Here is a 25,879-nt window from a genome sequence, read left to right on the forward strand (position 1 = left end):
CTCGATCAGGAGGGGCAAGCAAGTTGTTTCGGGAATCCCAGGCGGCGCGCCCGGCGACCGGCATCGGCAGGGTGATTTCGGCTTTCGCAGGCCGCTGAGATGACTTCGCTCTCCCTGCTCCTCTGGATCGTCTCGGCGATCGTGCTGCAAGTGGCGATTTTTCTGGCGATCGGCTTCTGGCACCATTGGCGGAACTACCAGTCCTTGCGCGGTTCGCTCGCCGCCGACCTGGCGGGCCCAGCCGCGCCGCCGGAACCGAACGACGTCGGAGCCGCCGCCTGGACGGGCTACCGGACGTTCAGGGTGGACCGCAAGGTCGTCGAGGATGCCGCGCAGTCGGTCTGCTCGTTCTACCTCGTGCCCGAGGATGGGGAGGCGCTGCCGCCTTTTCTGCCCGGACAGTTTCTGACCTTTCGCCTCGAACTGCCGAAGGTGAGCGGCGACAGCGAACAGGTCGTGCGCTGCTACTCGCTTTCCGATGCGCCACGGCCGGAGGCCTACCGGGTGTCGATCAAGCGGCTGCCGCTCGGACGTTCGTCGAATTTCTTCCACGATCAGGTGCGGGTCGGCAGCCGGCTGCAGGTGCGCGCACCGGCCGGGCACTTTTATCTGGATCGCAGCGACTCGCCGGTGGTCCTGATCGGCGGCGGGATCGGCATCACGCCGCTGTTGAGCATGCTCAACTGGTGCCTGGCGGAACAGCCGGGGCGCGAGATCTGGCTCTTCTACGGCTTGCGCCACGGCTGCGAACTGGTGATGGGGGCCGCCTTGAAGGAACTCGCGGCCGCCCACCCGAACTTTCATCTGCACCTCTGCTACAGCGATCCGGAGCCGGCGGATCAGTTGCCGCACGAGTCTTCGCACCGAGGTCGCATCGACCTCAGCCTGCTGCGCCTGACCTTGCCGCTCAAACCCTATCACTTCTACATTTGTGGTCCGGCGTCGCTGATGGAGAGCCTGGTGCCGGCACTCGAGGAATGGGGTGTGCCCGATTCGCGCATCCATTTCGAGGCTTTCGGTCCGGCGTCGGTCAAGCCGCGGCCAGCCGCGGCAGGCCTTGGCGCCGTCCCGGCGCCACGCCGCGCGGTCGAAGCGGCCGACATCGTCGTCACTTTTGCCCGCTCGGGGCGGCAGTTTGCGTGGCGACCCGGCGCCGGCAGCCTGCTCGAGTTCGCCGAGACGAACGGCGTCGCGGTCGATTCCGGTTGCCGGGCCGGCGGCTGCGGCACCTGTCAGACGACGATCCGCGCGGGCGAGGTGGTCTACCGTCAGACGCCCGATTACGATCCCGACCCGGGCAGTTGCCTGCTCTGCGTGTGCGAGCCCAAGACCAGCGTTACCCTGGAGGTGTGAACGATGAGTTCGCTCTGGCGCCAGCATGTCCTGCCCTTCACCTTTCTGCTCGGCCTGCTGGCCGCGGCGACGCTGACCGGCGATTACCTGCTGCATCGCCTGAATCTGGTCTGGGTCGGCCGCTATCTGGGAATTCCGGGAACGATCCTGATCATCGGTTCGCTGGTCTACTCCTTGCGCAAGCGCAAGTACATTCGGGCGGGCAACCCGAAATCGCTGCTCAATCTGCATGAGGTCAGCGCCTGGCTCGGCTCGCTGATGGTGCTGCTGCACGCCGGCATCCATTTCGACGCCATCCTGCCCTGGCTGGCGACGGTGGCCATGGGCGTCAACGTCATCAGCGGCATGGTCGGCAAATTGTTGCTGGAGCGCGCGCGCCAACATGTGCAGGGGCGGCGCGAGCGCTTTCAGCTACGCGGTCTTTCGCGGCCGGAAGCCGAGCAGGCGGTTTTCTGGGACGCCGTGACGCTCGATGCGATGAGCCAGTGGCGCAAGGTGCATATTCCAATCTTCGTCGTTTTCGCGGTCCTTTCGATCGGCCACATCGTGAGCATCTTTCTCTTTTGGGGCTGGCTATGAGCCGCTTCGTGAAGATCGTGCTGGCCGGCAATCTGATCGTTCTCGCGATTCTGGCCTTCGTCTATCCGCACCTGATGCTGGCACCCGGCAAGCTGATCCCCGGCCACCGGCAACTGGACGCCGACTGCTTTGCCTGCCACGCCGCGCTCAGGGGTGCCGACTCCGAGCGCTGCATCGGATGCCACAAGCCGGCCGATATCGGTCGTCTGACGACCCTCGGGCGGCCGCTCGCCAAACCGCTGACCACCACTCCCTTCCACCAGCAACTCGTCAGCGAGGACTGCGTCGCCTGTCACAGCGACCATGCCGGAGTGAAGCGCTTCCGATCTTCCGGGCGCTTCGACCATGCTTTGCTCAAGAAAGAGACGCTCGGCCAGTGCCAGGCTTGCCACAAAGCGCCCGGCGATGCGCTACACCAGCAGATCAGCGGTAACTGCCAGCAATGCCACAGCCAGGACAAATGGGTGCCGGCAAGCTTCGATCACGGCAAGTACTTCGTCCTCGACCGCGACCACAACACGCGCTGCGTGACCTGCCATACGAACAACGATTACCGCCGTTATACCTGCTACGGTTGCCACGAACACACACCGGCGAAGATCCGTCGCGAGCACATCGAGGAAGGCATCCGTAACTTCGAGCAGTGTGTCGAGTGCCACCGTAGCGCCGACAAGCACCAGATCAAGGGAGGTGACGGCGAACGGGGAGACAAGCGGCGCGACCAGCGTAAGGGAAAGCACGGTCGCCAAGCGGACGACGATTGAAGCGCCGCGGCGAGGTGGCCTCGGGTGCCTGCCCGGGGGCTTCCGATGGCCATCCCGTCCGCATTCGACCCGTCCGCATTCGACCTTGCGTGGGAAGCGGTTTTTGTATATAAGAAGAAGGTGATTGTTTTTTCCTTTCGCCTGAAAGGGACCTTCGAATGCGCAAGCGTCTGCTGGCGGCCGCCCTTCTGGCGGCCTTGCTGTTTGGCTGCGGCGAATCCCAGCCGCCCGAACGAGTCCGGGTGAAGGAACCTGAAAAGGCCGTCCGGGCCGAAGCAGCGACATCGGAGGTGAAGGCCCCGGCTCGGCAGTCGGCCAGCATCATGCGGGCGTTTTACGATTGGCCGGCATGGATAGACCCGGCGGTCGGGAACTCTCTGTCCAGTTCGGTGGCCCTGGTGAACATCTACGATTCCCTGGTCTTTCCAAATGCTGCCGGCGGCGTCGATCCCTGGTTGGCCGAATCGTGGACGACCTCTCCCAACGGCTTGAGGTGGACCTTCAAGCTGCGCAAGGACGTTCGCTTCCATTCCGGCAATCCGCTGGGCGCCGGCGATGTGGTCTACAGCCTGAACCGCATCAAGGCGATCAAGAAGGGTTTTTCGCCGCTGTATGCCAATGTGGTCAGCGCCCGGGCGGTCGACGAATCGACCGTCGAGTTCCTGCTGGAGAAACCCTCCGCCCTGTTCCTGCCCAGCCTGATCCGGCTCTACATCCTCGACGAGAAGTTGGTGAAACAACACGCCGCGTCGGTCGGCGACTTCGGGGCGCAAGGGGACTACGGCCTGAACTGGCTGAAGACCCACTCGGCGGGCTCCGGTCCCTATCGGGTGCAGGAGATGGCGGCCGACGAATACATTCTGCTCGAGAAGAACGCCGGCTGGTGGGGGAAATTCGTTCCTGACGCTCCCAGCCTGTTCCGCATGATGGCGGTTCCGACGCCGCCCGAGATCGCCGGCCGGATGCTGGTCAACGGGCAGACCGAGTTTGGCCATCACCTCGAAAACCGGGAATACCTCGAGGCCCAATCCAAGACGAAGGGAATTCAGATCGGCCTGATGCCGACCCTGAAGTCCTTGTATTTTGCGGTTCACAACCGCCTTGCGCCGACCGACGACATTTTCCTCCGCAAGGCGATGGCTTACGCCATCGATTACGACGCGTTGCTGGCATTGACCTGGCCCGGCATCAAGCAGGCGCACGGTCCGGTCCCCAGCAATCTGGCCGGACACGACCCGGACGTGTTCACCTATCGACGGGACATGGCGAAGGCCCGGGAAGCCCTGGCCAAAAGCAAGTACGCCAAGGACCTGGACAGCCATCCGATCGATATCTATTGGGTCGCCGAAGCCGCTTTCGAGGAGAGGTTCGCCATGGTCTTCAAGGCCAACATGGCCGAACTCGGGATCACCGTGCGACCGGTCAAGGTCAGCTGGAAAGAGGCCATCAAGGCGACGGCCAACATGAACACCAGTCCGCACATTCTGATCGTCTATGTCGGCGCCGACATCCCGGAAGCCGGACAGATGCTCTACCAAAGGTACCATTCCAAGACGACCGGAAGCTGGATGCAGAACGAGTGGTTGCTCGACCCCAAACTCGACAAGGAAATCGAGGACGCGCTGACGACGACCGACACCGCAAAGCGCTTCAAGAAATACGTCGCCCTGCAGCGGGAGATCGCGGAGCGCACGCCGTCGTTCTTCATCTATGATCTCGTCCATCCGATGCCTTATCGCGCGGACTACGTCGACTGGCCGATCGTGCGCGGCGAAATGAGTCCCGTGACCGGATATTTTCATTACGCCGCACGGATCGGCATCAAGCAGAAGCCCGAGCCCGAGGGGAACAGTCAAGCGGCGAAGTGAGATTCGGTCAGGGAACGGCATTGGGAGCCATCGATAGACTCCGGCCTGCCATCCACAGCATGAAATCCGGCTTCGGTTTTCGTACGCGACAGTTGCGTTCGAAGCTCACGCTCTTGCTGCTGACCATGTCCCTGCTGCCTTTGATCGCCGCCGGATCGCTCTCCTTCTACCAGGCGCACAACTTCCTGCGCAAAGACGCTTTCAGTCGGCTGGAAGCGATCCGCAAGATGAAGGCCCAGCTTACCGAAAGTCGTTTTCGCAACATCGCGAGCGACATTCAGCTGCTGTCGGCCCAATCCCTGGTGGTCTACGCTACCCAGACCTTGCAGACCGCGGTCAAGAGCCAGGGCCTGAGTCGAATACGGGAACTGGGCTACCTGGGTCACCGCGAGCTGGTCATTTCGCAGAACTACACGCATTACGATTTCCTGCATCTGGAGCGCCATGCATTTTTTGCCGAGACCGCGCGCGCCAAGGGCTACGACGATATCCTGCTCGTCAATGAAGACGGCGACGTCATTTACAGCTACGCCAAGCAGGACGATTTTGCCAGCAACCTGCTGCGTGGCGCCTATGGCGACTCGGCGGCGGCGCAGCTCTTCCGCGAGTTGCAGGGCGCCGCCAACCCGGCCGAGATCAGAATGACCGACTACTCCAGGTATCCGCCGGCCGGCAACACGACGGTCAATTTCATCGGTGCCCGGATTTTCAGCAATGGCCAGCCGGTCGGTGCCCTGATCGTCCGTTTACCGCTGGCGACGGTCAACGAGCTGATGCAGGATGCCACCGGTCTGGGTACCACTGGCGAGACCTACCTCGTGGGTCCGGACAAGCGTATGCGCTCGGATTCGCTCTTCAGCAGCGAGCCGACCAGCTTGGTGAAGACGGTGGACACGCCCACCGTCAATCTGGCGTTGCGGGGTGAAGCCGGCGTCGAGCGCATCGCAGGCTACTGGGAGCACGAGGTTCTCAGCGCCTATCAGCCGCTGCACATCCTGGGGATCAACTGGGTTCTGATTTCCGAAATGGCCGAATCCGAGGCGTTGGAAAACGCCAGACGTCTGGGCAATCTGTTTCTCATGGTCATTCTGGCGGTGATTGCCATCACGACCGTGATCGGTTTCCGGGCGGCGAGAAGCGTCGCCCGGCCGGTGGCGGAATTGAGCCGGGTGGCGACCGGAATCGCCAAAGGCGAGGTCGATCAGCGGATCAGTGTCAGGTCCAAGGACGAGGTCGGCGTGTTGGCCGACGCTTTCCGGGAAATGATCGTCTACCTGCAAAACATGGCGGATGTGGCCAACAAGCTCGCCGCCGGCAATCTCTCGAGCGAAGTCACCATTCAAGCGCAATCTCCGCGCGATACGCTGGGCGTCGCGTTCGCGCAGATGATCGTGGACTTGCGGCGACTGGTCAACGAACTGGGAGCCGCCAAGGAGCAGGCGGAAGGAGCCAACCGCGCGAAGAGCGTTTTCCTGGCCAACATGAGCCATGAATTGCGCACTCCCCTGAACAGCATTCTCGGGTTTTCCGAACTGATGCAGCGCGAGGCGGCCTTGCATGAGCAGCCGCTGACCCTCGCGCAGCAGGAGAACCTGGCCATCATCCATCACAGCGGCAAGTCTCTCTTGACCCTGATCGACGACATCCTGGAATTGTCGAAGATCGAGGCGGGCAAGGTGACGCTCAACGAGACCGCTTTCGACCTCCGGCAGTTGCTCGCCGAAGTCGAAGATCTGTTCCGCTTGCGGGCGCTCGACAAAGCGTTGAGCCTCGAGTTCGCCTGGTCGGAGGGTGTGCCGCAGTGTATCCGCAGCGATCGCGTCAGGGTGCGCCAGGTCATCGTCAACCTGGTTGGCAACGCCATCAAGTTCACCACCAAGGGACGCGTCAAGCTGACGGTCGCCGCCACGCGGGATGATCGTTCGCCGCCGCTGGTTCTCACCGTTCGGGTCGAAGATACCGGTCCGGGCATCGCTCCCAATGAAATCGGCCTGCTGTTTCAGCCGTTTTCGCAAACCGTGACGGGCGTCGCCTCGCAGGAGGGAACCGGTCTCGGCCTGGCGATCAGCCAGCAGAATGCCAGGATGCTGGGCGGAGAAATCCGTGTGCACAGCGTCGTCGCGCAAGGCAGTGTGTTCAGCTTCGAGTTCAGGGCCGTCGAGGATGTCCCCGAGGCCGCCGCGGCGGACTTGCCGGAACGACGGGTCGTCGGCCTGGCTCCCGGCCAGGAACAGTTGCGCATGGTGGTGGCCGACGACAACCTCAACAACCGTCGCTTGTTGGTGCGTCAGCTCAGTTCGCTGGGGATGGAGACCAAGCAGGCCTGCCACGGTGGCGAGGTGATGGAACTGTGGGAACAATGGCAACCGCACTTGATCTGGATGGATGTCCGCATGCCGGTGTTGGATGGCCTCGAAGCGACGCGCCGGATCAAGGCGTCGGAGCAGGGGAAAAACACGATCGTCATCGCGCTGACGGCGGGGGCTTACGCGGAAGACAGGGAGGCGGCCCTGGCCGCGGGATGCGATGGTTTTCTGAGCAAACCGGTCCACAGCGAAGAGTTGTTCGCCACCATCGGGCGCTTCCTGAACGTCCACTATGTTTATGCCGACTCGGCGAGCGAAGGCGAAGGCGCCGCCGGGCAAGCCTGCGAACTATCGGCGGATGCCCTTGCCCGGCTCGACCCGTCGCTACTCGGGCGCCTCGAAAGAGCGGCTGCGCGAGCCGACATGAAAGGGGTCGATGAACTGATCGCCGAGATCAGACGGTACGAACCGGCCGTTGCCGAAGTTCTGGCCAGCCTGGCAAGAGATTTCGAATACCCGGCAATCATTTCCCTGATTCGCCAGCCCTCGGTCTCTTCGACCACGGACAGCAGCGGCTAGGAAAGGCGCGACGCTCGAACTTGTGGACCGTGTTGACGGCGCCTGATGACGGCACGTATCCTTCCGCCGGTAGCGTTGGCATCGCCGCCCGTGCGCCATCGGCGACGGGCAGGCCGCCGAGCCGGTATGAAAAGCGGCGGCGGCTCAAACTGATCCGGACGGAGACGGAATGCCATGACTGGAAGAAATGGACGTGATCTGGCGGTACTCGCCCACAGGTGCTAAGCAAACCTCGACTCCGGTACCCAGCGCAAGCGTGCGCGCGGCGCCGCGCGCCACCGGTGCTCGGCTTCCGGTGCCGGGTCGGACCAGGGTGATGAGATGAACTCAACACCGGTCGAGCTTCCGGCCAGCATCCTGGTCGTCGACGACAACCGCGGGAGCTTGCGTTTGCTGGCCGGTTTGTTGCTCGAGCAGGGTTTTCGCGTTCACCCGGTGATCAGCGGCGAAGCCGCCCTGGCCGTCGCCGACGCCGAGCCGCCGGATCTGGTTCTGCTTGACGTAAATATGCCCGGCATCGACGGCTATGAGGTCTGCCGGCGCCTGAAGGCCAACGAACGCACCGCCGCCGTGCCGGTGATCTTTCTCAGCGCGGCCGACGAAACGATCAACAAGGTCCAGGCCTTTACTGTCGGCGGCGTCGATTTCGTCACAAAGCCGTACAAGGCCGAGGAGGTGCTGGCGCGCATCGATGCGCAGCTCCGGCTGTATCGCCTGCAGGCTTGTATCGAAGCCCAGAACCGTGCCTTGCAGGCCGAGATCGTCGAACGGGAACGTGCCGAGGCGGCACTGGTGGAACTCAATCAACGGCTCGAAGGTCTGGTCGCCGAGCGCACCGCCGACCTGACGCGGGCCAACTCCGAACTCAAGGTCGAAGTTGCCGAGCGGCTGAGCGCCGAGGCGGCGCTCAGGGAAAGCGAGCAGAAGTATCGTTCCATCGTCTGGAATGCGCCGGTGGGCATCTTTCGCTCGACGCCGGAGGGTCGCTTTCTCGAGGTCAATTCGGCCATGGCGACCCTCTTCGGCTACCCGTCCACCGATGCCATGGCAGGCGAAATCGACGGTTTCGGCGCCGATCTGTTCGTCCGCCCGGAGGAGCATCGGCTTATCGTCGACGAACTGCGGCGCACTGGCCGCGTCAAGCAACGTACCAACAGCTACCGCCGCCGCGACGGCACGGAGTTCGTCGCCAACCTCTACCTGGCGACGCTCGACGACGAAACCGGATCTCCCCGCTTTCTGGAAGGCATCGTCGAGGATATTACCGAACGCAAGCGGGCGGAGGCGGAACTGGTCGCCTACCGGGATCATCTGGAGGAACTGGTCGAACAGCGGACGGGGGAACTGGCGCAGGCCAAGGAAGCCGCCGAGATGGCCAATCGGGCAAAAAGCCTGTTTCTCGCCAACATGAGCCATGAACTGCGCACGCCGCTCAACGTGATTCTCGGCTTTTCTTCGCTGATGCGGCGCGACGCGCGCATGGCCGGCCGCGACCGGGAGCATCTCGACATCATCAACCGCGGCGGCTCGCACCTGCTCGGGTTGATCAACGACATTCTCGACATGGCCAAAATCGAGGCTGGCCGTGTTCAGTTGGAGTCGGTGGCGTTCGATCTCGACACGCTGGTCAATGATGTGGTCGGCATGATGGATCAGCGCGCCGTCGAGAAAGGCGTCGATTTGCGGCTGGAGCGCTCCGCGCGGACGATACGCTATGTGCGGGGCGATGAGACCCGGCTGCGGCAGGTGCTGGTCAACCTGCTGGGCAATGCGATTAAGTTTACTCCGCAGGGTTCGGTCACCCTGCGGCTCGACACTCTGCCGGGCCCGAATGGACCTCGTCTGACGATCGAAGTGGAGGACAGCGGTCCCGGCATCGCGTCGGGCGATCAAGCGCGGATTTTCGATCCGTTCGTGCAGGTGGGACAACCGGCTGCCCAGCAGGGCACCGGTCTGGGTTTGGCGATCACTCGTCAGTTCGTCGAACTGATGGGCGGTCGGATCGGTGTCAGCAGCCAGCCCGGACGCGGGAGTTGTTTCCGGGTCGAACTCCCCGCCGAACCGGCCAGCGAGTCGGAGGTCGCGGCCGAGCAGGATGAAGGGGGGGATGTCATGTGCCTGGCGCCCGACCAGACGGCCTACCGGATTCTGATCGTCGAGGACCAGCCCGAAAGTGCCTTGCTGTTGAGCCGCTTGCTCGAGGAAGTGGGCTTCCAGGTGCAATGCGCGGAGAACGGCCTTCGGGGCGTCGAATCATTCCAGCACTGGCGGCCGCAGCTCATCTGGATGGACTTGCGGATGCCGAAAATGAACGGCCTCGAGGCAACCCGCCGTATCCGCGCCTTGCCAGGCGGTCGCGAGGTCAAGATCGTCGCGGTTACCGCATCCGTGTTTGCCGAAGAGCGGCGCGAGATTCTGGCCGCCGGCATGGACGACATCCTGCACAAACCCTATCGTCCGACAGAGATCTTCGAGTGTCTGAGCCGGCAGCTCGGCGTGCGTTACCTTTGTCACGCGAGCGACGCGGCGCGCCAAACGCCGCTAACGCTGGATCCCACGGCCCTCGCGGCGCTGCCGGAAGACCTGCGGCGGCAATTCACGGAGGCTCTGGTCGTCCTCGACATCGCGCGCATCGAGGCCTTGATTGGCCGCGTCGCGGAAGCGGACGCCGCGATGGCCAAAATCTTGCGCCACCATGCCGATCGTTACGACTACACGGCGATTGAGGCGGCGTTTCGGGAGGCGGCATGAAAGAGGCGTGGCAAGGCGGGCGTGCGAATCGCGCACCGGCAGGCCCAGGACGCGCCAGCGTTCGGCGGAATCCCGTCGCGTCGACAGCGCAGAGTGACCGCGTTTGATGGTGAAAACCGCCGCCGACGGCTGTCTCGGGATGGCCGTGCGGCGAGCGTAGGCCGATGAAACCCGGTCGCAACGACCCCTGTCCGTGTGGCAGTGGCAAGAAGTACAAGAACTGCTGCCTGCCAGGCGATTTGACCAGGAAGCTGCCGCGCCGTGACTTCGGCGTCTCGCCGGTACCGGCCGACGCCGGCCGCTTGGTCGCCATGTTCAAGGCGGGCCGTTTCGCCGAGCTGGAGTCCGCGCTCGTGCTTCTCCTCGAACAGTCGCCGCCTGCGGGCTTCCTCTGGGGACTGCTCGGCGCCGCCAGGCAGGCTCAGGGTAAGGACGGTCTTGCCGCGTGGCAGCAGGCGACACGGCTGTCGCCCGAGGATTTCGACGCCCACACCGGCCTCGGTCGAGCTTTCCTTGCGCACGGGGGGCTGACGGAAGCGACGGACAGTTTCCGCCGGGCGCTTGCCCTGCAGCCCGAAAATCCGGCGGCGCTGTTCAATCTCGGCGATACGCTACGCATGCTTGGCAAGTTCGACGAGGCCGAAGCGTATCTGCGCCGCACTCTGGCTGGTGCTCCCGATTTCCTCGACGGACTCGTTTCACTGGCCCTCACCTTGGGCGAGACCGGTCGGCTGGACGAAGCGGAGCGGCTGTGCCGTCGCGCCCTGGAGCACGCGCCGCAGGCGGTGGTGGCGCACTACTGTCTGGGCAACGTGCTGCTCAGGTCCGCTCGCCTCGCCGAGGCCAGGGGCTGCTTTGTCACGGCCTTGCAGTTCGATCCCGCCTGGCTGCCGGCGCTCGAGAGCCTGGGCAACGTGCTGCAGGAAATGGGCAGTTCCATTGAGGCGGAAGAATGCTATCGCCGCTGCCTCGAATTGCGCCCGGGGCTGGCGAGCGCGAGTGCCAATCTGGGACGACTGCTTGTCGAGCAAAGCCGCTTCGCCGAAGCCGAGGCCTGCTATCGCGCGACCCTGCAAACGGATCCCGGTAACGCCGCTGTCCTGGAGCGACTCGGTGGCGTTCTCCAGGAACTGGGGCGTGCGGAAGAGGCCAAGAACTGCTACCGGCAGGCGCTCAGGGTGCAGCCCGAACGGGTGAGTGCGCGGCTGGCTGTGGCAACCGCGGTTCTGCCGGTCATCGTGCAGACGGCGGAAGAAGCGCTGGCCGTGCCGCGACAATTCGCCAGCGCCCTCGACGATCTTGCCGCCTGGCTCGACGCGGGCGGCGATCGGGTGGCCTCGCTCGACGACCTGGCGGGGGCGCAGCAGCCGTTCTTCCTGGCGTATCGCGAAGGAAACCATGTCGCTCTGCTCGCGCGCTATGCCGATCTGCTGAGCCAATGGCTGCCTCCGCCCGTCCTGGCGCCGCGTCCGACGCGTCAGCGGATTCGCCTGTTGATCGTCTCGCATCACGTGCGTTGGCATTCGGTATGGAACATCGTGTTGCGCGGCCTCCTGCAGCATCTCGATCGGACGCGCTTCGAGGTCTTCGTCTATCACCTCGGCAACGTCGAGGACGAAGAAACCGCTTTTGCCCGCGCCCAGGTCGAGGGATGGCGCGACCGCCATACGATCGTCGATGCCGCCGGCTGGCTGGCGGCGGCGGCAGAGGACCGTCCCGACGTGATTTTCTACCCCGAGATCGGCATGTCGTCGATCTCGTACTTCCTCGCCGCCCATCGGCTGGCGCCTGTGCAGGCGGCCGGCTGGGGACACCCGATCAGCACCGGTCTGGCAACGATCGATCTGTTTCTGTCCGGGGAACTGCTGGAAGCTCCGGGGGCTGACGCCCACTATCGGGAGCGACTGGTTCGCTTGCCCGGTACCGGTTGCTGCACGTCGTCGCCGCCGATCCTTGGCGAGGCGATTCCCGACGTCGAGGCGATCCTGCGCGGCCGGCAGGGCTCCCGTTTCGTGATTGCGCAACGGGCCATCAAGTTCGATCCGTTGGACGACGACATCTACGCCCGGATAGCGGCCGCCGAAGAGAGCGTTTTCGTTCTGCTGAGGGACCCGGTGTGTCCTTGGGCGACCGATCTGATCGTCGCCCGGCTGGCATCGGCGTTCCGCAGGCATGGCGTCGACCCGGGCCAGCGTCTGTTGGCGATTCCCTGGCTGTCGCCGGGAAAGTTCATCACGCTGCTCGACGTGTGCGACGTCTATCTCGACTGTCCGGCGTTTTCCGGCTACACGACGGCTTGGCAGGCCATTCATCGCGGCTTGCCGATCGTCACCCTCGAAGGCGCTCAGATGCGACAGCGGCTGGCCGCCGGCCTGCTGCGCAAAGCGGGCTTGACCGACACCATCGCTTCCTCGGTTGACGAGTACGTCGCCATTGCCGCACGCCTTGCCGCGGAGTGTCGCCAGCCGGCTCGCCGGGCGGCCCGGCGCTCGCTCGTCCTGGCCGCTGCGCCATCGGTCGACGGCGATGTCGAGGTCGTGAGATCGTTCGAGCAATGCCTGGCGACAGCCTTCGAAACGACCGAGCGAGGTCCATAATTATGAATTTCGCCAAGAGCGCCGAGGGTTTTTGATGTAAAATTCCTTGCCAGCTGCGAAGCCTCGACAGGCCCGCAAACCCTCAGGATCCTCCATGCCGCTGCCCCCACCCACCGCCGAACGCACCCGCATGCATGTCCGCCGCGTGCAACTCTACGGGTACAAGCGCCAGGACGGCTATTGGGACATCGAGGCGCGACTTACCGACGTCAAGGATCACGACTATCCGCTCTCGTCGGGTTTGCGCCGGCCGGGCGAGGCGGTGCATGACATGTGGCTGCGGGTGACCATCGACCACCAGATGAACATCCTCGAGGCCGCTGCCTGTACCGATGCCATGCCCTACACCGGCTATTGCGATCGGATTACCCCGGATTACTTGCAGTTGGTCGGCCTCAACCTTTTTCATGGCTTCCGGACGGCGGTCAAGACCCTCTTCCGTAGCACGCGCGGCTGCTCGCACCTCAGCGAGCTGGCGACCTTCCTGCCGACCGCGGCGCTGCAGACTTTCGCCAGTGACGTGCGCGACAACGACGATAGCGGTCAGAAGCCCTATCAGCTCGACCGCTGTCACGCGCTGGAATCGCATTCGGACGCAGTCCAGCGCTATTACCCACGCTGGTACCGTGGCCAGAAGCCCGGGTAGGACGTTCTGCCTGTGGTTCGTTACGTTTTGCAACCTAACTCAAGCAAGGAAAGCGCATGAAAATTCACGAATATCAGGGCAAGGAACTCCTGAAGAAGTTCGGCGTCGTGGTTCCGCGCGGGATGTTCTGTCCGACCGTCGATGATGCGGTCAAAGCCGCCGAAACCCTGGGCGGCAAGGTCTGGGTGGTAAAGGCCCAGATCCATGCCGGTGGCCGTGGAAAAGGCGGTGGCGTCAAGGTGGCCAAGTCGCTTGACGAGGTTCGTCAATATGCGAGCCAGATTCTGGGCATGCAGCTCGTCACCCACCAGACCGGCCCGGCCGGCCAGAAAGTGCGTCGACTGCTGGTCGAAGAGGGCGCCGACATCCGCAAGGAGTACTACGTTGCCGCACTGACCGACCGCGCGTCGCAAAAAGTGGCGATGATGGCTTCGTCCGAGGGCGGCATGGATATCGAGGAAGTGGCCCACAAGACGCCGGAAAAGATCCTCAAGGTCTTCATCGACCCGGCAGACGGGCTGACCGACGCCCAGGCGACCGAATTGGCGACCGGCATCGGCGTTCCGGCCGAATCCGTCGCCAAGGCCGTGGCGACCTTCAAAGGTCTGTATCAGTGCTACATGGAAACCGACGCCTCGCTGGCCGAGATCAATCCGCTGATTCTCGAAGGCAACGGCGACATCAAGGCGCTCGACGCCAAGTTCAACTTCGATTCCAATTCGCTCTACCGACAACCCGAGATCGTCGCCTACCGCGACCTCGACGAAGAGGATCCCGACGAACTCGAAGCGTCCAAGTTCGATCTCTCGTACATCTCGCTCGACGGTAACATTGGTTGTCTGGTCAACGGTGCCGGTTTGGCGATGGCGACCATGGATACCATCAAGCTGTTCGGTGCCGAGCCGGCCAACTTCCTCGACGTCGGCGGCGGGGCAACGACCGAAAAGGTCACCGAGGCCTTCCAGATCATGCTCAGGAATCCCAAGGTGAAGGGGATTCTGGTCAACATCTTCGGCGGCATCATGCGCTGCGACACGATCGCCACCGGCGTCGTCGCGGCCGCCCGGGAGACGCATCTCTCGGTGCCGCTGGTGGTGCGCATGAAGGGAACCAACGAAGATATCGGCAAGAAGATCCTCAGCGAGTCCGGCTTGCCGATCATCACTGCGGATTCAATGGCCGAAGCCGCCACCAAGATCGTTGCTGCGGTTAGTTAAGGAGCCACCATGTCGATTCTGATCAACAAAGACACCAAGATCATCACGCAAGGGATCACCGGCAAGACCGGCCAGTTCCACACCGAGAAGTGCCAGGAGTACGCCAACGGCAAGAACTGCTTCGTCGCTGGCGTGAATCCCAAGAAAGCCGGCGAGAGCATTTTCGGTATTCCGATCTTCGGCTCGGTGAAGGATGCCGCCGCCGAAACCGGCGCCACGGTTTCCGTGATCTACGTACCGCCACCAGGCGCCGCCGCGGCGATCTGGGAAGCCGTCGAAGCCGACCTCGATCTGGTCGTTTGCATCACCGAAGGCATTCCCGTGCGCGACATGCTGATCGTGCGCAACAAGATGTTGCGCAAGGAAGCGGCAGGCGGCAAGAAGACCTTGCTGCTCGGCCCCAACTGTCCGGGCCTGATCACGCCGGACGAAGTCAAGATCGGCATCATGCCGGGTCACATCCACCGCAAGGGGCGCATCGGGGTCGTCTCGCGTTCCGGTACGCTGACCTATGAAGCCGTCGGCCAGCTCACCGAAATCGGTCTTGGCCAGTCGTCGGCGGTGGGTACCGGCGGCGACCCGATCAACGGCCTGAAGCATATCGATATCATGCGCCTGTTCAACGACGATCCGGACACCGATGCGGTGATCATGATCGGCGAGATCGGTGGTCCCGATGAAGCGGACGCCGCCGTATGGTGCAAGGCCAACATGAAGAAGCCGGTCGTCGGTTTCATTGCCGGCGTCACGGCTCCGGCCGGCAAGCGAATGGGGCACGCCGGCGCGCTGATTTCCGGTGGTGCGGATACCGCCGACGCCAAACTCGCCATCATGGAGGAATGCGGTTTCACGGTGACGCGCGATCCGTCGGAGATGGGCAAGCTGATCAAGGCGCTGATCTAGTCCAGCGTAGTTGCCTGCCGGTGCAGCAGAAAGGGCAGACCGCGGTCTGCCTTTTTTGCGTTTGTCTTCGGCTGGTCCGATTTGCCGGTAAAATCGTTGACCAGACGGTCTGCTGAGTTGTCCCCCGGCCCGCCTAGGCCGAGCCGTGGCGATCGTTTGCTCTCGAGTCGAGGAAATATGGCCCTGTTTCTGAACGAAAAAGATGTCGAGCACTTGCTGACGATGCCGCTGGTGATCGAAGCCGTCGAGTCGGCGCATCGCGATCTGTCGTCCGGGCAGGCTTGCGACGTGCCACGGCAGCGCACACGCTTGCCGCAGACGACCCTGCACATTCTACAGGGAGCGTTGCCGCGGCTCGATGCGATCGGCTACAAGGCTTACACCAGCAACCGCTCCGGCGTGCGTTTCCTGGTTCACCTCTACAGCGCCTCATCCGGCCGCCTGCGTGCGGTCATCGAAGCCGACCGGCTGGGGATGATGCGGACCGCGGCCGCATCGGCCGTCGCCACCCGCTGCTTGGCCCGCACCGACGCCGAGGTGGCGGGAGTGTTCGGCGCTGGTTGGCAGGCGGCGGGGCATATCGAGGCGATCGCGGCGGTGCGTCCGTTACGGCGGGTGAAGGTTCTTGCGCGTCGTCACGATCGATTGGCCGCATTTTGTTCGCGGCTCTCCGAGCGTCTCGGGATCGAGGTCGTTGCGGCAACGTCGGCCGAAGAGGTCGTGCGTGGCAGCGATATCGTCAGCACCGTGACCACGGCGGCGACACCGCTGTTCGACGCCGACTGGCTGTCTCCGGGCACACACGTCAATGCGGCCGGTTCGAATTCCCTGATTCGCCGCGAACTTGGCGAAGACGTTCTCAAACGCTGTTCGCCGATCGTTGTCGACAGCATCGAAACGGCGCTGCGTGAAGCGGGCGATCTGTTGCCCTGGCTCGAGAAAGGACGTTTGCAGGCGCGTCAGTTGCTCGAACTGGGAGACGTGGTCAGCGGTCGCCAGGCCGGGCGTTCGACGCGTGAGGAGATCACGCTGTTTGAGTCGCAGGGCATGGCCGTGCAGGATCTGGCGGTCGCCGTTCGCCTCGAGGAACTGGCGCGCGAGTGCGGAGTGGGTGTCGAATTGCCGTACGGTGGCTAGTGTGGGCACAATACCTTCCATCGGAAGTTTTTGACCGGTCGGCCTTTCTCGCTTGCGGGGGGCGCGCATCGGGCGGCAGGCGGGCGGTCATGTGGAGAAGACGTGGCAAACAGTCTTTTGGGCGCGCTGGATATCGTCGTTCGTTCCGACCCCGGACTGGTGCGGGTTCAGAACGAAGATTCCGCGATGGCCGACGCCAGCCACGGGCTGGCGATCCTGGCCGACGGGATGGGCGGCTACAACGCCGGCGAAGTGGCCAGCAGCATGGCGACGAAGCTTCTGTCCTCCGGTCTGACGGCGGCTTTCGAGGTGACTGCCGGTCACCAGAAGGATGGTCGAACGGGGCAGCCGTTCGCCCTGCGCTGTTTGGTCGAGCAAATCTCGGCGGTGAACTCGGCGATCTATCTCGCTTCGGCGAGTCAGTCGCAGTTCGGTGGCATGGGTACCACGCTGGTCGCCGCTGTTTTTTGCGACAACCAGATGATCGTCGCGCACGTTGGCGATTCGCGCCTGTATCGGCTGCGTGGCGAGGAGTTCGTGGCGATGACGCGCGATCACTCGCTGCTCCAGGAGCAGATCGACAGCGGCCTGATTTCGATCCAGGAGGCGCGCTACGCGGCCAACCGGAACCTGGTGACGCGTGCCGTCGGCGTGGACCCCGAAGTCGAAGCGGAGATCCATGTTCACCAGGTACGGCCGGGCGATGTGTATCTGCTCTGTTCCGACGGCCTGCACGACATGGTCGATGACGCCGATATCCAGCACGCATTGGAGATGTTCGGCGCCAATCTCGAGAGTGCCGCCGGGCAACTGATTCAGATGGCCAACGATCATGGCGGCGACGACAATATTTCGGTCATTGTAGTCAAAGTCTTGCGCCGCTTCCCTGCCGCCAGGGGGGGCTGGGCGAAGCTCTGGTCATGGTTCAGACAAGGATGAGGAAACACGATGGCAAAGCTGATACTTAGCATGGATGGTCTGGTGCTCAAGGAGATCCCGCTGCTCAAGGATCGCATGAGCATCGGCCGCAAAGCGACCAACGACATTCAGATCGACAACATGGCGATTAGTGGCGAGCACGCGGCGGTGGTGACGATCCTCAACGATTCCTTCCTCGAGGACTTGAACAGTACGAACGGTACGATGGTCAATGGACAGGCGGTAAGGAAGCATTTCCTGAAGGACGGCGATGTCATCGAGCTGGGCAAGTACAAGATGAAATACCTTGCCGCTCCCGTGACGCCGGGAGAGACGACGGACTACGCAAAAAACATGCTGTTCGAGTCGATGCCAGTGCCCGAAGCCGTCAAGGCGAGCGATCCGGTCGGTGCCGGTCGAGCGCTGGCAGGCAAGGGGGCGCCGGCTGTCGCGGCTATCCAGTTGCTCAGCGGCTCGAACGCCGGCCGTGAATTGCAGTTGACCAAGACGCTGACGACGCTTGGCAAACCCGGCGTGCAAGTCGCGGTGATTGCCCGGCGACCGCAGGGATACTTCCTGACGCACGTCGAGGGAGCCAGCTTCCCTGTCCTCAATGGCAAGTCGCTCGATGCGCAGGCGCATCGTCTGGAGGACCACGACGTGATCGAGTTGGCTGGCGTGAAGATGGAGTTTTTCCTGAAGACGTGATGAATTTGCCAGCTCATTGTCAGGAGGCCGTGCCGAGCATTCGGCCGTTTGGCCGCCAGCCGAGCGAAACATCGGCACTGGCCGTGCAGCCGTCATGAAAGTCAGGGTGCTCGGCTGCAGCGGAGGCATTGGCGGGAGCCATTTGCGGACCACCTCGATGCTGGTCGACGATGACCTGCTGATCGATGCCGGAACGGGGGTAGCCGACCTTTCGCTGGGCGAACTGGCGCTCATCGACCACGTCTTCCTGACTCACTCGCACTTGGATCACATTGCCTCGCTACCGCTGCTGGTTGATTCGGTCAGCGACCTGCGCGACCGGCCCCTGACCGTGCATGCGACGGCGGCGACGCTGGCGATCATCGGCGAACACATCTTCAACTGGGTTATCTGGCCCGATTTTCGCGTCATCCCGAGCCCGGAGAAGGCGCTGATTCACTATCAGGCGATGGCGCTTGGCGAATCGGTCCGTATCGGTTCGAGGACGGTCACGGCGCTGCCCGCTGAGCATACCGTTCCGGCGGTCGGTTACCAGCTCGATTCCGGGGTTGCCAGCCTGGTTTTCACTGGCGACACGACGGTCAATGACTCCTTCTGGCCGGTGGTCAACCGCATCGCCAACTTGCGCTACCTGCTGATCGAAACCGCCTTCCCCAACCATGAACGGCGCTTGGCGGATGTCTCCAAGCATCTCTGTCCGAGCATGCTGGCCGAGGAACTGGCGAAGCTCGAAAGGGAGGCCGAGGTCTATGTCAGTCATCTGAAACCCGGCCAGAGCGAACTGACGATGTTGGAAATCGAACGCTGCGCCGGCCGCTTCAAGCCGCGCATGCTGCAGCACAACCAGATTTTCGAGTTTTGAGCGCGAGACAAGGAATGGCAGCCAACTGGCCGATCGACAGCAGCCTGGGCGACATGAGTCGGCGCCTGGGTTTCTTCAAGAATCTTCAGCGTGTGACGAACAAGATCCACGCCACAAATAACGCCGACGAGATCCTGCTCGAGATGTCGGAGGACATTTGCGAACTCTTTCACAGCGATCGGCTGACCATTTATCTGCTCAGCGACGACCGGCAGAGCATCGTCTCGAAACTGAAGACCGGGCTCGCCTCGCATAAGGACATTCGGCTGCCGATTTCCGAAAAGAGTATTGCCGGCTATGTCGCCGCGACCGGCAAGATGCTCAATATCCGCGATGTGTACGATGATCGCGAACTCGCGAGCCACAGTCCGAGCTTGCGTTTTCTCAAGGAGATCGACCGGCGTACCGGTTATCGTTCCAAGCAGATGCTGGTGGCGCCGATCGTCAACGTCCAGAGCAACGAGTTGCTGGGCGTCGTACAACTGATCAACAGTCGTTCAGACGCACCGTTTCCGGCGGTCGCCGAGGAGGGTATCCAGGCCCTCGCGCAGACCTTGGCCGTCGCTTTCGCGCAGCGCCAGAAGACTCCCGAGCTTCGGCGGACGCGCTACGATGCCCTGGTCAGCGAGGCGATCATTTCGGCCGCCGAGTTCGATCTGGCCCAGCGCTCGGCACGCCGCAAGAACGCCGACATCGAACACGTGCTGTGTAGCGAGTTCCAGGTTCCGCTGCCGGCCATTGGTGCCGCGCTGTCGACCTATTTCGCGGTTCCCTATGAGCCTTTCCAGCCTGATCGTGTGAAACCGGTCGATCTGCTGAAGAATCTCAAGCGCGACTACGTCGAGGCCAATCAGTGGCTACCGATCGAAGAGGCGGCGGAAGGGGTCGTCGTGGTGGCCATCGATCCCGAGCGGGTCAGGAGTTCGCGGACTGTCAACAACGTTTTTCCGAAGAGCCGGATTGTTTATCGTGTGACCACCCGGCGCGAATTCTCGCTCGCTGTCGACCGCTTCTTCGCGGCGACGGCCGATCTCGATTCGGTGGGCGATCTGTTGTCCGGTCTCGACGACGACGAACTGGGCGATGGCGGCGGAAGCCATTCCGAGGTGCTCAGTGCGGCCGCCGACAATGAACTGGTTCGTCTGGTCAACAAGATCATCGTCGATGCTTGTCAGCAAGGGGCTTCCGATATCCACATCGAACCGCGGCCGGGCAAGGCCAAGACCCTGGTCCGCTTGCGTCGTGATGGTTCGCTGACGCCTTACATCGAGGTTCCCGCGGCCTACCGCAACGCCTTGATCGCCCGCCTCAAGATCATGTCCGATCTCGACATCTCGGAGAAGCGCCGGCCGCAGGATGGCAAGATTCAGTTCAAGAAGTGGGGGCCGCTGGACATCGAGTTGCGAGTTGCGACGTTGCCGACCGCTGGCGGCATGGAAGACGTGGTGCTGCGCATTCTCGCCGCCGGCGAGCCGATCCCGCTCGATCAGCTCGGCGTCACACCACACAACCTCGAACGCCTGAAGGCCGTGGTCGACAAACCCTACGGCTTGTTTTTCGTCTGCGGCCCAACCGGTTCGGGAAAGACGACTACGCTGCACTCGATCCTGAGTTACCTCAACCGTCCGGAAACCAAGATCTGGACCGCCGAGGATCCGGTCGAGATTAGTCAGAAGGGTCTGCGGCAGGTGCAGGTTAACAAGAAGGCCGGGCTCGACTTCGCCACGGTAATGCGCGCCTTTTTGCGCGCTGACCCGGATGTCATCATGGTTGGCGAAATGCGTGACCGGGAAACCGTTTCGATCGGCATCGAAGCGTCACTCACCGGCCACTTGGTCCTGGCGACGCTGCATACCAACAGCGCGCCCGAGTCGATCAACCGCCTGCTCGACATGGGCATGGACCCGTTCAACTTCGCCGATGCGCTACTCGGCGTTCTGGCCCAGCGTCTCGCTAAGCGCTTGTGCCTGTCGTGCCGGGAGGAGTACCAACCGGCAGAGGAAGAGATCGACCACCTGCTGGTCGAGTACAGTGCGGAAATGAAGCATACGACGACGTGGCAGGAGGATCCGCTGTCCGCCGCCGAGCGGGTGAAACAGGAATGGCTGAAGCGCTACGCCAGCGGCGGCAAGTTCACGCTCTACCGCGCCAAAGGCTGTCCAGCCTGTGCCGGAAGTGGTTACAAGGGACGGGTCGGCCTACACGAACTGCTGACCGGCAGCGATCTTCTCAAGAAGCAGATTCAGGAGCGTGCGCGTGCGGCTGACCTGCTAGCCACTGCGCTCAACGAAGGCATGCGTACGCTACGCATGGACGGTATCGAAAAAGTTCTGGCCGGCCTCACCGACCTCAAGCAGGTACGTATCGTCTGCGTCAAGTAGGGCGGAACAGGCCAGGCCCCCGCGCCGGGGGCCTGGCTCGAGACTTACATGCGTTCGATCATTGCATCGCCGAATGCCGAGCAGGACACCTCGGTGGCGCCCTCCATCAGGCGGGCGAAATCGTAGGTCACGACCTTGTCGCCGATCGCCGCTTCCATCGACTTGATGATCAGGTCGGCCGCTTCGACCCAGCCCAGGTGGCGCAGCATCATTTCGGCCGAGAGGATCAGCGAACCCGGATTGACCTTGTCCAGCCCGGCATACTTCGGCGCCGTACCGTGCGTCGCCTCAAAACAGGCGTACTGGTCGGAAATGTTGGCGCCAGGTGCGATGCCAATACCGCCCACCTGAGCGGCCAGCGCGTCGGAGATGTAATCGCCGTTCAGGTTGGTGGTGCAGATGACATCGTATTCGGCCGGGCGGAGCAGGATTTGCTGCAGGAAGGCGTCGGCGATTGAGTCCTTGATGACGATACCGTTCGGCAGCTTGAGCCATGGTCCGCCATCGATCTCGACACCGCCGAATTCGCTCTTCGCCAGCGCATAGGCCCAGTCGCGGAAGGAGCCTTCGGTGAACTTCATGATGTTGCCCTTGTGCACGATGGTCACCGAGCGCCGCTTGTTGGTGATCGCATACTTGATGGCCGCCCGCACCAGACGCTCGGTACCTTCCCGCGAAATCGGCTTGATGCCGATGCCGGAACTCGCCGGAAAACGGATCTTGGTGACACCCATCTCTTCCTGCAGGAACTTGATGACCTTGTTGCAGCCATCGGAGCCAGCCAGCCACTCGATGCCAGCGTAAATGTCTTCCGTGTTTTCACGGAAAATGACCATGTTGGTTTTCGCCGGATCCTTGAGCGGCGAAGGGACACCACGAAAATACTGAATCGGCCGGACGCACTGGTAGAGGTCGAGTTCCTGGCGCAGTGCGACGTTCAGCGACCGGATGCCGCCGCCGACCGGTGTCGTCATCGGGCCCTTGATCGAAACCGAATACTCCTTCAGCGTATCGAGCGTCTCGGTCGACAACCAGACATCGGAGCCGTACATCTGCGTCGATTTCTCGCCAGCGTAGACTTCCATCCAGTAGATCTTCTTGCTGCCGCCGTAGGCCTTGGCGACGGCGGCGTCGACGACCTTGATCATCACCGGCGTGATGTCTATGCCGATACCGTCGCCTTCGATGTAAGGGATGATCGGGTTGTCCGGGATCGCTTGCCCCGGGATGATTTTCGCGCCGCCTTGCGGAACCTTGATCAGACTTTCGCTCATGCCAACTCCTAATTGTGTGGTTGTCGCCGATACGGGTGCCGGCGCCGGTGCCCTGCAGCGCCACGCGCCGGCTCAGAAGCTGCAGATCGGACGATGCTGCTTACCTGGGCCCGAAGGAAGCTCGTGCGAAGCCAGATTTCCCTGCGGCACCACCCGCGATTATGTCGTAAATTCATGTGTTCTGCAGTAATTCTCGGGCTTTCGCCCTTGCCTGGTCCAGCCTCCGGGTGGAACGTCTGGCGCGACAACCAGAGCTTCGCGAGGCGGCTGCCGGAGTGGCAGTGACGAGCCGGATAGCCATCCCCGGAGGATGCTAAAATCCTTTCGCATCGCATTGCCTGAGCGCTCACCATGGACATTTCGACGATCGAAAACTTGCTCGCCCAACGTATTGTCGAGGCCATGATCGATGGCTTCAATCGGCATTACCGTCTGATTCGAAGCTATGGCCAGCGGGCTAAAGAGCTCTTCGAGGCCGGCGACTGGCGGGGCGTTCATGATGCCGTCCGGGAGCGCATCCGGTCCTACGATGACCGCGTTCGTGAAACCGCCGACCTGCTGTCGGCGGAGTTCGGCGCTGCCGCGATCGACGACGCTACCTGGCAGCAGGTCAAGTTGTTCTACATCGGGCAACTGATCAACCACAAGCAACCGGAACTTGCCGAAACCTTCTTCAATTCGGTCTGCTCGAAGATCCTGCATCGCACGTATTTCCACAACGACTACATCTTTGCCCGGCCGGCCGTGTCCACCGAATATATCCAGTCGGATCCGCCGTCGTATCGCAGTTACTATCCGGCGCAGCACGGCCTGCGTACGACGATCAAGCAGATCATCATCGACTTCGGCTGGCGGCGACCTTTCGAAAGTCTCGATCGCGACATCGACTATGTCCTGCGCAGCGTCAAGGCGCGCTTCGGCAGTTGGCCGGCCGCGGAGGCCAACGCCCAGATCCAGGTTCTGCACTCTGCCTTCTATCGCAACAAGGGCGCCTACATTTTCGGCAAGGCGATCAACGGCCACCACGAGTACGCCTTCGCCGTGCCGGTTCTACACTCGCCGGAGGGCAAACTGGTGCTCGATACGATACTGCTTGACAGTTGGCTGATCAGCGTCCTGTTTTCGCTGTCGCGTGCCTATTTCATGGTCGATATGGAGGTGCCGTCAGCCTATGTGCAGTTCCTGCGCAGCATCATGCCGAACAAACCGGCTTCCGAGCTGTACACCATGCTGGGTCTCGGCAAGCAAGGCAAGACCCTGTTCTTTCGAGATCTCAAGCAGCACCTGCGGCATTCCGAAGACCAGTTCGTCATCGCACCGGGAATCGCCGGTTTGGTCATGCTGGTTTTCACGCTGCCCTCGTATCCCTACGTCTTCAAACTCATCAAGGATGTCTTTGGTGCTTCGAAGGAGATGGACCGGGCGACCGTCAAGCGCAAGTACCTGCTCGTCAAGCAGGTTGACCGGGTTGGCCGCATGGCCGACACACTCGAGTTTTCGCAGGTCGCGCTGCCGCGCAAGCGTTTCTCGGTCGAACTGCTCGAGGCGCTGAAGACGCTGGCGCCGTCATTGATCGAGGAGGAGGCCGACGATCTGGTGATCAAGCACCTCTACATCGAACGTCGGCTGACGCCGCTCAATATCTACCTCGACACGGCGACGCCGGAGCAGATAGACCACGCCGTTCTCGAATACGGCAACGCCATCAAGGAACTCGCCTGTGCCAATATCTTTCCGGGCGACATGCTGTGGAAGAACTTCGGCGTCACGCGCTACAACAGAGTCGTTTTCTACGACTACGACGAAATCGAGCTGATGACCGATACCAACTTTCGAGTCATTCCCGAGGCGCCGTACCCGGAAATGGAAATGGCCAGTGAGCCCTGGTATTCCGTCGCCCGGCACGATGTCTTTCCGGAAGAGTTCGCCAGCTTCCTGCTCGGTTCGCCGAAAGTGCGCTCGGCTTTCCTCAAGTACCATCGAGCCTTGCTGAGCGTGAAGTTCTGGCAGAGCGCGCAGGAGAAAATCCGCGCCGGCCATGTCGAGGATTTTTTCCCCTACCCCGAAGAATTGCGGTTTTGCCGAAGGTTTGATGTCGCCCCGGCCGGCGTTGCCTGACGGTTCATCCCACTCGTCATGCGCCTGTCGCGCCGCAGTCGTTTCTGGCTGGCCAGCCTCCTGATTCTCGTCCTCGGCCTTGGTGCGCATCACCTGCGCCTGGATGCGCGCGCGCTGTTGTGGCTGGAAGAGTCGCGCCGTACCTCCGAAGAGCGCGCCGCCAGCCTTTGGTTGCCCGGCTACCGGACGGTGCTACAGGTCGGCGTGACGGGCTATGAGAAGGAGGAATTCTCCGACCTGGCCTATAACCCGGCGACCGGAACGCTGTTCACCGTCAGCAGCAAGCAGCCGCTGCTCATCGAGTTGTCACGTGAAGGCGGGGTGTTGCGCCGTATACCGGTACGTGGCGCGTCCGATCTCGAGGGCGTCGCGGTGTTGGAAGGCGGCTGCATGGCGATCACCGACGAACGCCAGCATCGGCTGTCGATCTTCCGCATCGACCCCGGAACTCAAGAGTTGCGCGCCGAGCATTTCATCCAGCAGGTCGATCTCGGCCACGCGGAGGAACCGAACAAGGGCTTCGAAGGTTTGGCCTGGGATCCTCGCCACCGGCGCCTGCTGTTGGGCAAGGAGAAGTACCCGGTGATGCTCTACGGCCTGCCTTCGGACGGCTGCCGCGTCACCGGCGAGTTGCAGGAACTGCAGGATCTCGGCGGCTACATGACCGATCTGGCGGCGCTCACCGTCGATCCACGCAGCGGCTACATCCTGGCGCTATCGCAGGAGTCGCATCTGCTGGTGGAATTGAACGAGACCTATCAGCCGCACAGTTTCATTACCCTGCTGCGCGGCCTGAACGGTCTCGAGCACTCTATCCCTCAGGCCGAGGGACTCGCTCTCGATGAGGCCGGTAATCTGTACGTGGTCAGCGAACACAATCTGTTCTACGTGTTTCGCAAGGCGCCAGTCGATCCATAG

Annotated in this window: 18 protein-coding genes; 17 read left to right on the forward strand and 1 reads right to left on the reverse strand. The window is 62.5% G+C overall.

The window, feature by feature from the left end:
* Positions 1–99: 99 nt before the first annotated feature.
* From Q1M07_RS00120 to Q1M07_RS00190, 15 genes are all read left to right on the forward strand, one after another.
* Positions 100–1,353: a 2Fe-2S iron-sulfur cluster-binding protein gene (locus tag Q1M07_RS00120; RefSeq protein WP_300449150.1), complete on the forward strand. Its 1,254-nt coding sequence runs from the start codon at positions 100–102 to the stop codon at positions 1,351–1,353.
* A 3-nt stretch (positions 1,354–1,356) separates the two neighbouring features.
* A complete protein-coding gene (locus tag Q1M07_RS00125) occupies positions 1,357–1,932 on the forward strand; it encodes a hypothetical protein (protein ID WP_300449151.1) in 576 nt (191 codons plus the stop codon).
* Between the two features lie 8 nt (positions 1,933–1,940).
* Positions 1,941–2,696: a class III cytochrome C family protein gene (locus Q1M07_RS00130; protein WP_366983849.1), complete on the forward strand. Its 756-nt coding sequence runs from the start codon at positions 1,941–1,943 to the stop codon at positions 2,694–2,696.
* A gap of 158 nt (positions 2,697–2,854) precedes the next feature.
* A complete protein-coding gene (locus tag Q1M07_RS00135; RefSeq protein WP_300449153.1) occupies positions 2,855–4,564 on the forward strand; it encodes an ABC transporter substrate-binding protein in 1,710 nt (569 codons plus the stop codon).
* Between the two features lie 59 nt (positions 4,565–4,623).
* Positions 4,624–7,449, forward strand: a complete 2,826-nt coding sequence (locus Q1M07_RS00140) for an ATP-binding protein (protein WP_300449154.1) — start codon at positions 4,624–4,626, stop codon at positions 7,447–7,449.
* Positions 7,450–7,770: 321 nt separating this feature from the next.
* The gene (locus tag Q1M07_RS00145) at positions 7,771–10,200 is read left to right on the forward strand and encodes a response regulator (RefSeq protein ID WP_300449155.1); all 2,430 of its coding nucleotides are present in this window, start codon (positions 7,771–7,773) and stop codon (positions 10,198–10,200) included.
* A 164-nt stretch (positions 10,201–10,364) separates the two neighbouring features.
* Positions 10,365–12,797, forward strand: a complete 2,433-nt coding sequence (locus Q1M07_RS00150) for a tetratricopeptide repeat protein (RefSeq protein WP_300449156.1) — start codon at positions 10,365–10,367, stop codon at positions 12,795–12,797.
* Positions 12,798–12,891: 94 nt separating this feature from the next.
* A complete protein-coding gene (locus tag Q1M07_RS00155) occupies positions 12,892–13,443 on the forward strand; it encodes a DUF2889 domain-containing protein (RefSeq protein WP_300449157.1) in 552 nt (183 codons plus the stop codon).
* A gap of 56 nt (positions 13,444–13,499) precedes the next feature.
* Positions 13,500–14,660 (forward strand): ADP-forming succinate--CoA ligase subunit beta, encoded by a 1,161-nt coding sequence (gene sucC, locus Q1M07_RS00160; RefSeq protein ID WP_300449158.1) that lies wholly within the window; start codon positions 13,500–13,502, stop codon positions 14,658–14,660.
* Between the two features lie 9 nt (positions 14,661–14,669).
* Positions 14,670–15,563, forward strand: a complete 894-nt coding sequence (sucD, locus tag Q1M07_RS00165) for a succinate--CoA ligase subunit alpha (protein ID WP_300449159.1) — start codon at positions 14,670–14,672, stop codon at positions 15,561–15,563.
* A gap of 177 nt (positions 15,564–15,740) precedes the next feature.
* Positions 15,741–16,700: an ornithine cyclodeaminase family protein gene (locus Q1M07_RS00170; protein WP_300449160.1), complete on the forward strand. Its 960-nt coding sequence runs from the start codon at positions 15,741–15,743 to the stop codon at positions 16,698–16,700.
* 102 nt (positions 16,701–16,802) lie between these two features.
* Positions 16,803–17,639 carry a Stp1/IreP family PP2C-type Ser/Thr phosphatase gene (locus Q1M07_RS00175; protein ID WP_300449161.1) on the forward strand — a complete coding sequence of 279 codons (837 nt, stop codon included), beginning with the start codon at positions 16,803–16,805 and terminating at the stop codon, positions 17,637–17,639.
* Positions 17,640–17,648: 9 nt separating this feature from the next.
* Positions 17,649–18,326, forward strand: a complete 678-nt coding sequence (locus Q1M07_RS00180) for an FHA domain-containing protein (protein ID WP_300449162.1) — start codon at positions 17,649–17,651, stop codon at positions 18,324–18,326.
* Positions 18,327–18,420: 94 nt separating this feature from the next.
* On the forward strand, positions 18,421–19,188 hold the full coding sequence (locus tag Q1M07_RS00185; protein WP_300449163.1) for a 3',5'-cyclic-nucleotide phosphodiesterase: 768 nt from the start codon (positions 18,421–18,423) through the stop codon (positions 19,186–19,188).
* 14 nt (positions 19,189–19,202) lie between these two features.
* Positions 19,203–21,569, forward strand: a complete 2,367-nt coding sequence (locus Q1M07_RS00190; protein WP_300449164.1) for a GspE/PulE family protein — start codon at positions 19,203–19,205, stop codon at positions 21,567–21,569.
* Between the two features lie 44 nt (positions 21,570–21,613).
* Here the strand turns inward: Q1M07_RS00190 and icd are convergent, their stop codons facing one another.
* Positions 21,614–22,843: an NADP-dependent isocitrate dehydrogenase gene (gene icd, locus Q1M07_RS00195; RefSeq protein ID WP_300449165.1), complete on the reverse strand. Its 1,230-nt coding sequence runs from the start codon at positions 22,841–22,843 to the stop codon at positions 21,614–21,616.
* Positions 22,844–23,194: 351 nt separating this feature from the next.
* On the opposite strand from icd, the gene aceK reads away from it, so the two are divergent.
* Together aceK and Q1M07_RS00205 are read left to right on the forward strand one after the other, a co-directional pair.
* Complete coding sequence (aceK, locus tag Q1M07_RS00200; RefSeq protein ID WP_300449166.1) at positions 23,195–24,961, forward strand: bifunctional isocitrate dehydrogenase kinase/phosphatase; 1,767 nt, start codon at positions 23,195–23,197, stop codon at positions 24,959–24,961.
* Positions 24,962–24,979: 18 nt separating this feature from the next.
* On the forward strand, positions 24,980–25,879 hold the full coding sequence (locus tag Q1M07_RS00205; RefSeq protein WP_300449167.1) for an SdiA-regulated domain-containing protein: 900 nt from the start codon (positions 24,980–24,982) through the stop codon (positions 25,877–25,879).

The organism is Accumulibacter sp., from assembly GCF_029255285.1.
Taxonomy (GTDB): Bacteria; Pseudomonadota; Gammaproteobacteria; order Burkholderiales; family Rhodocyclaceae; genus Accumulibacter.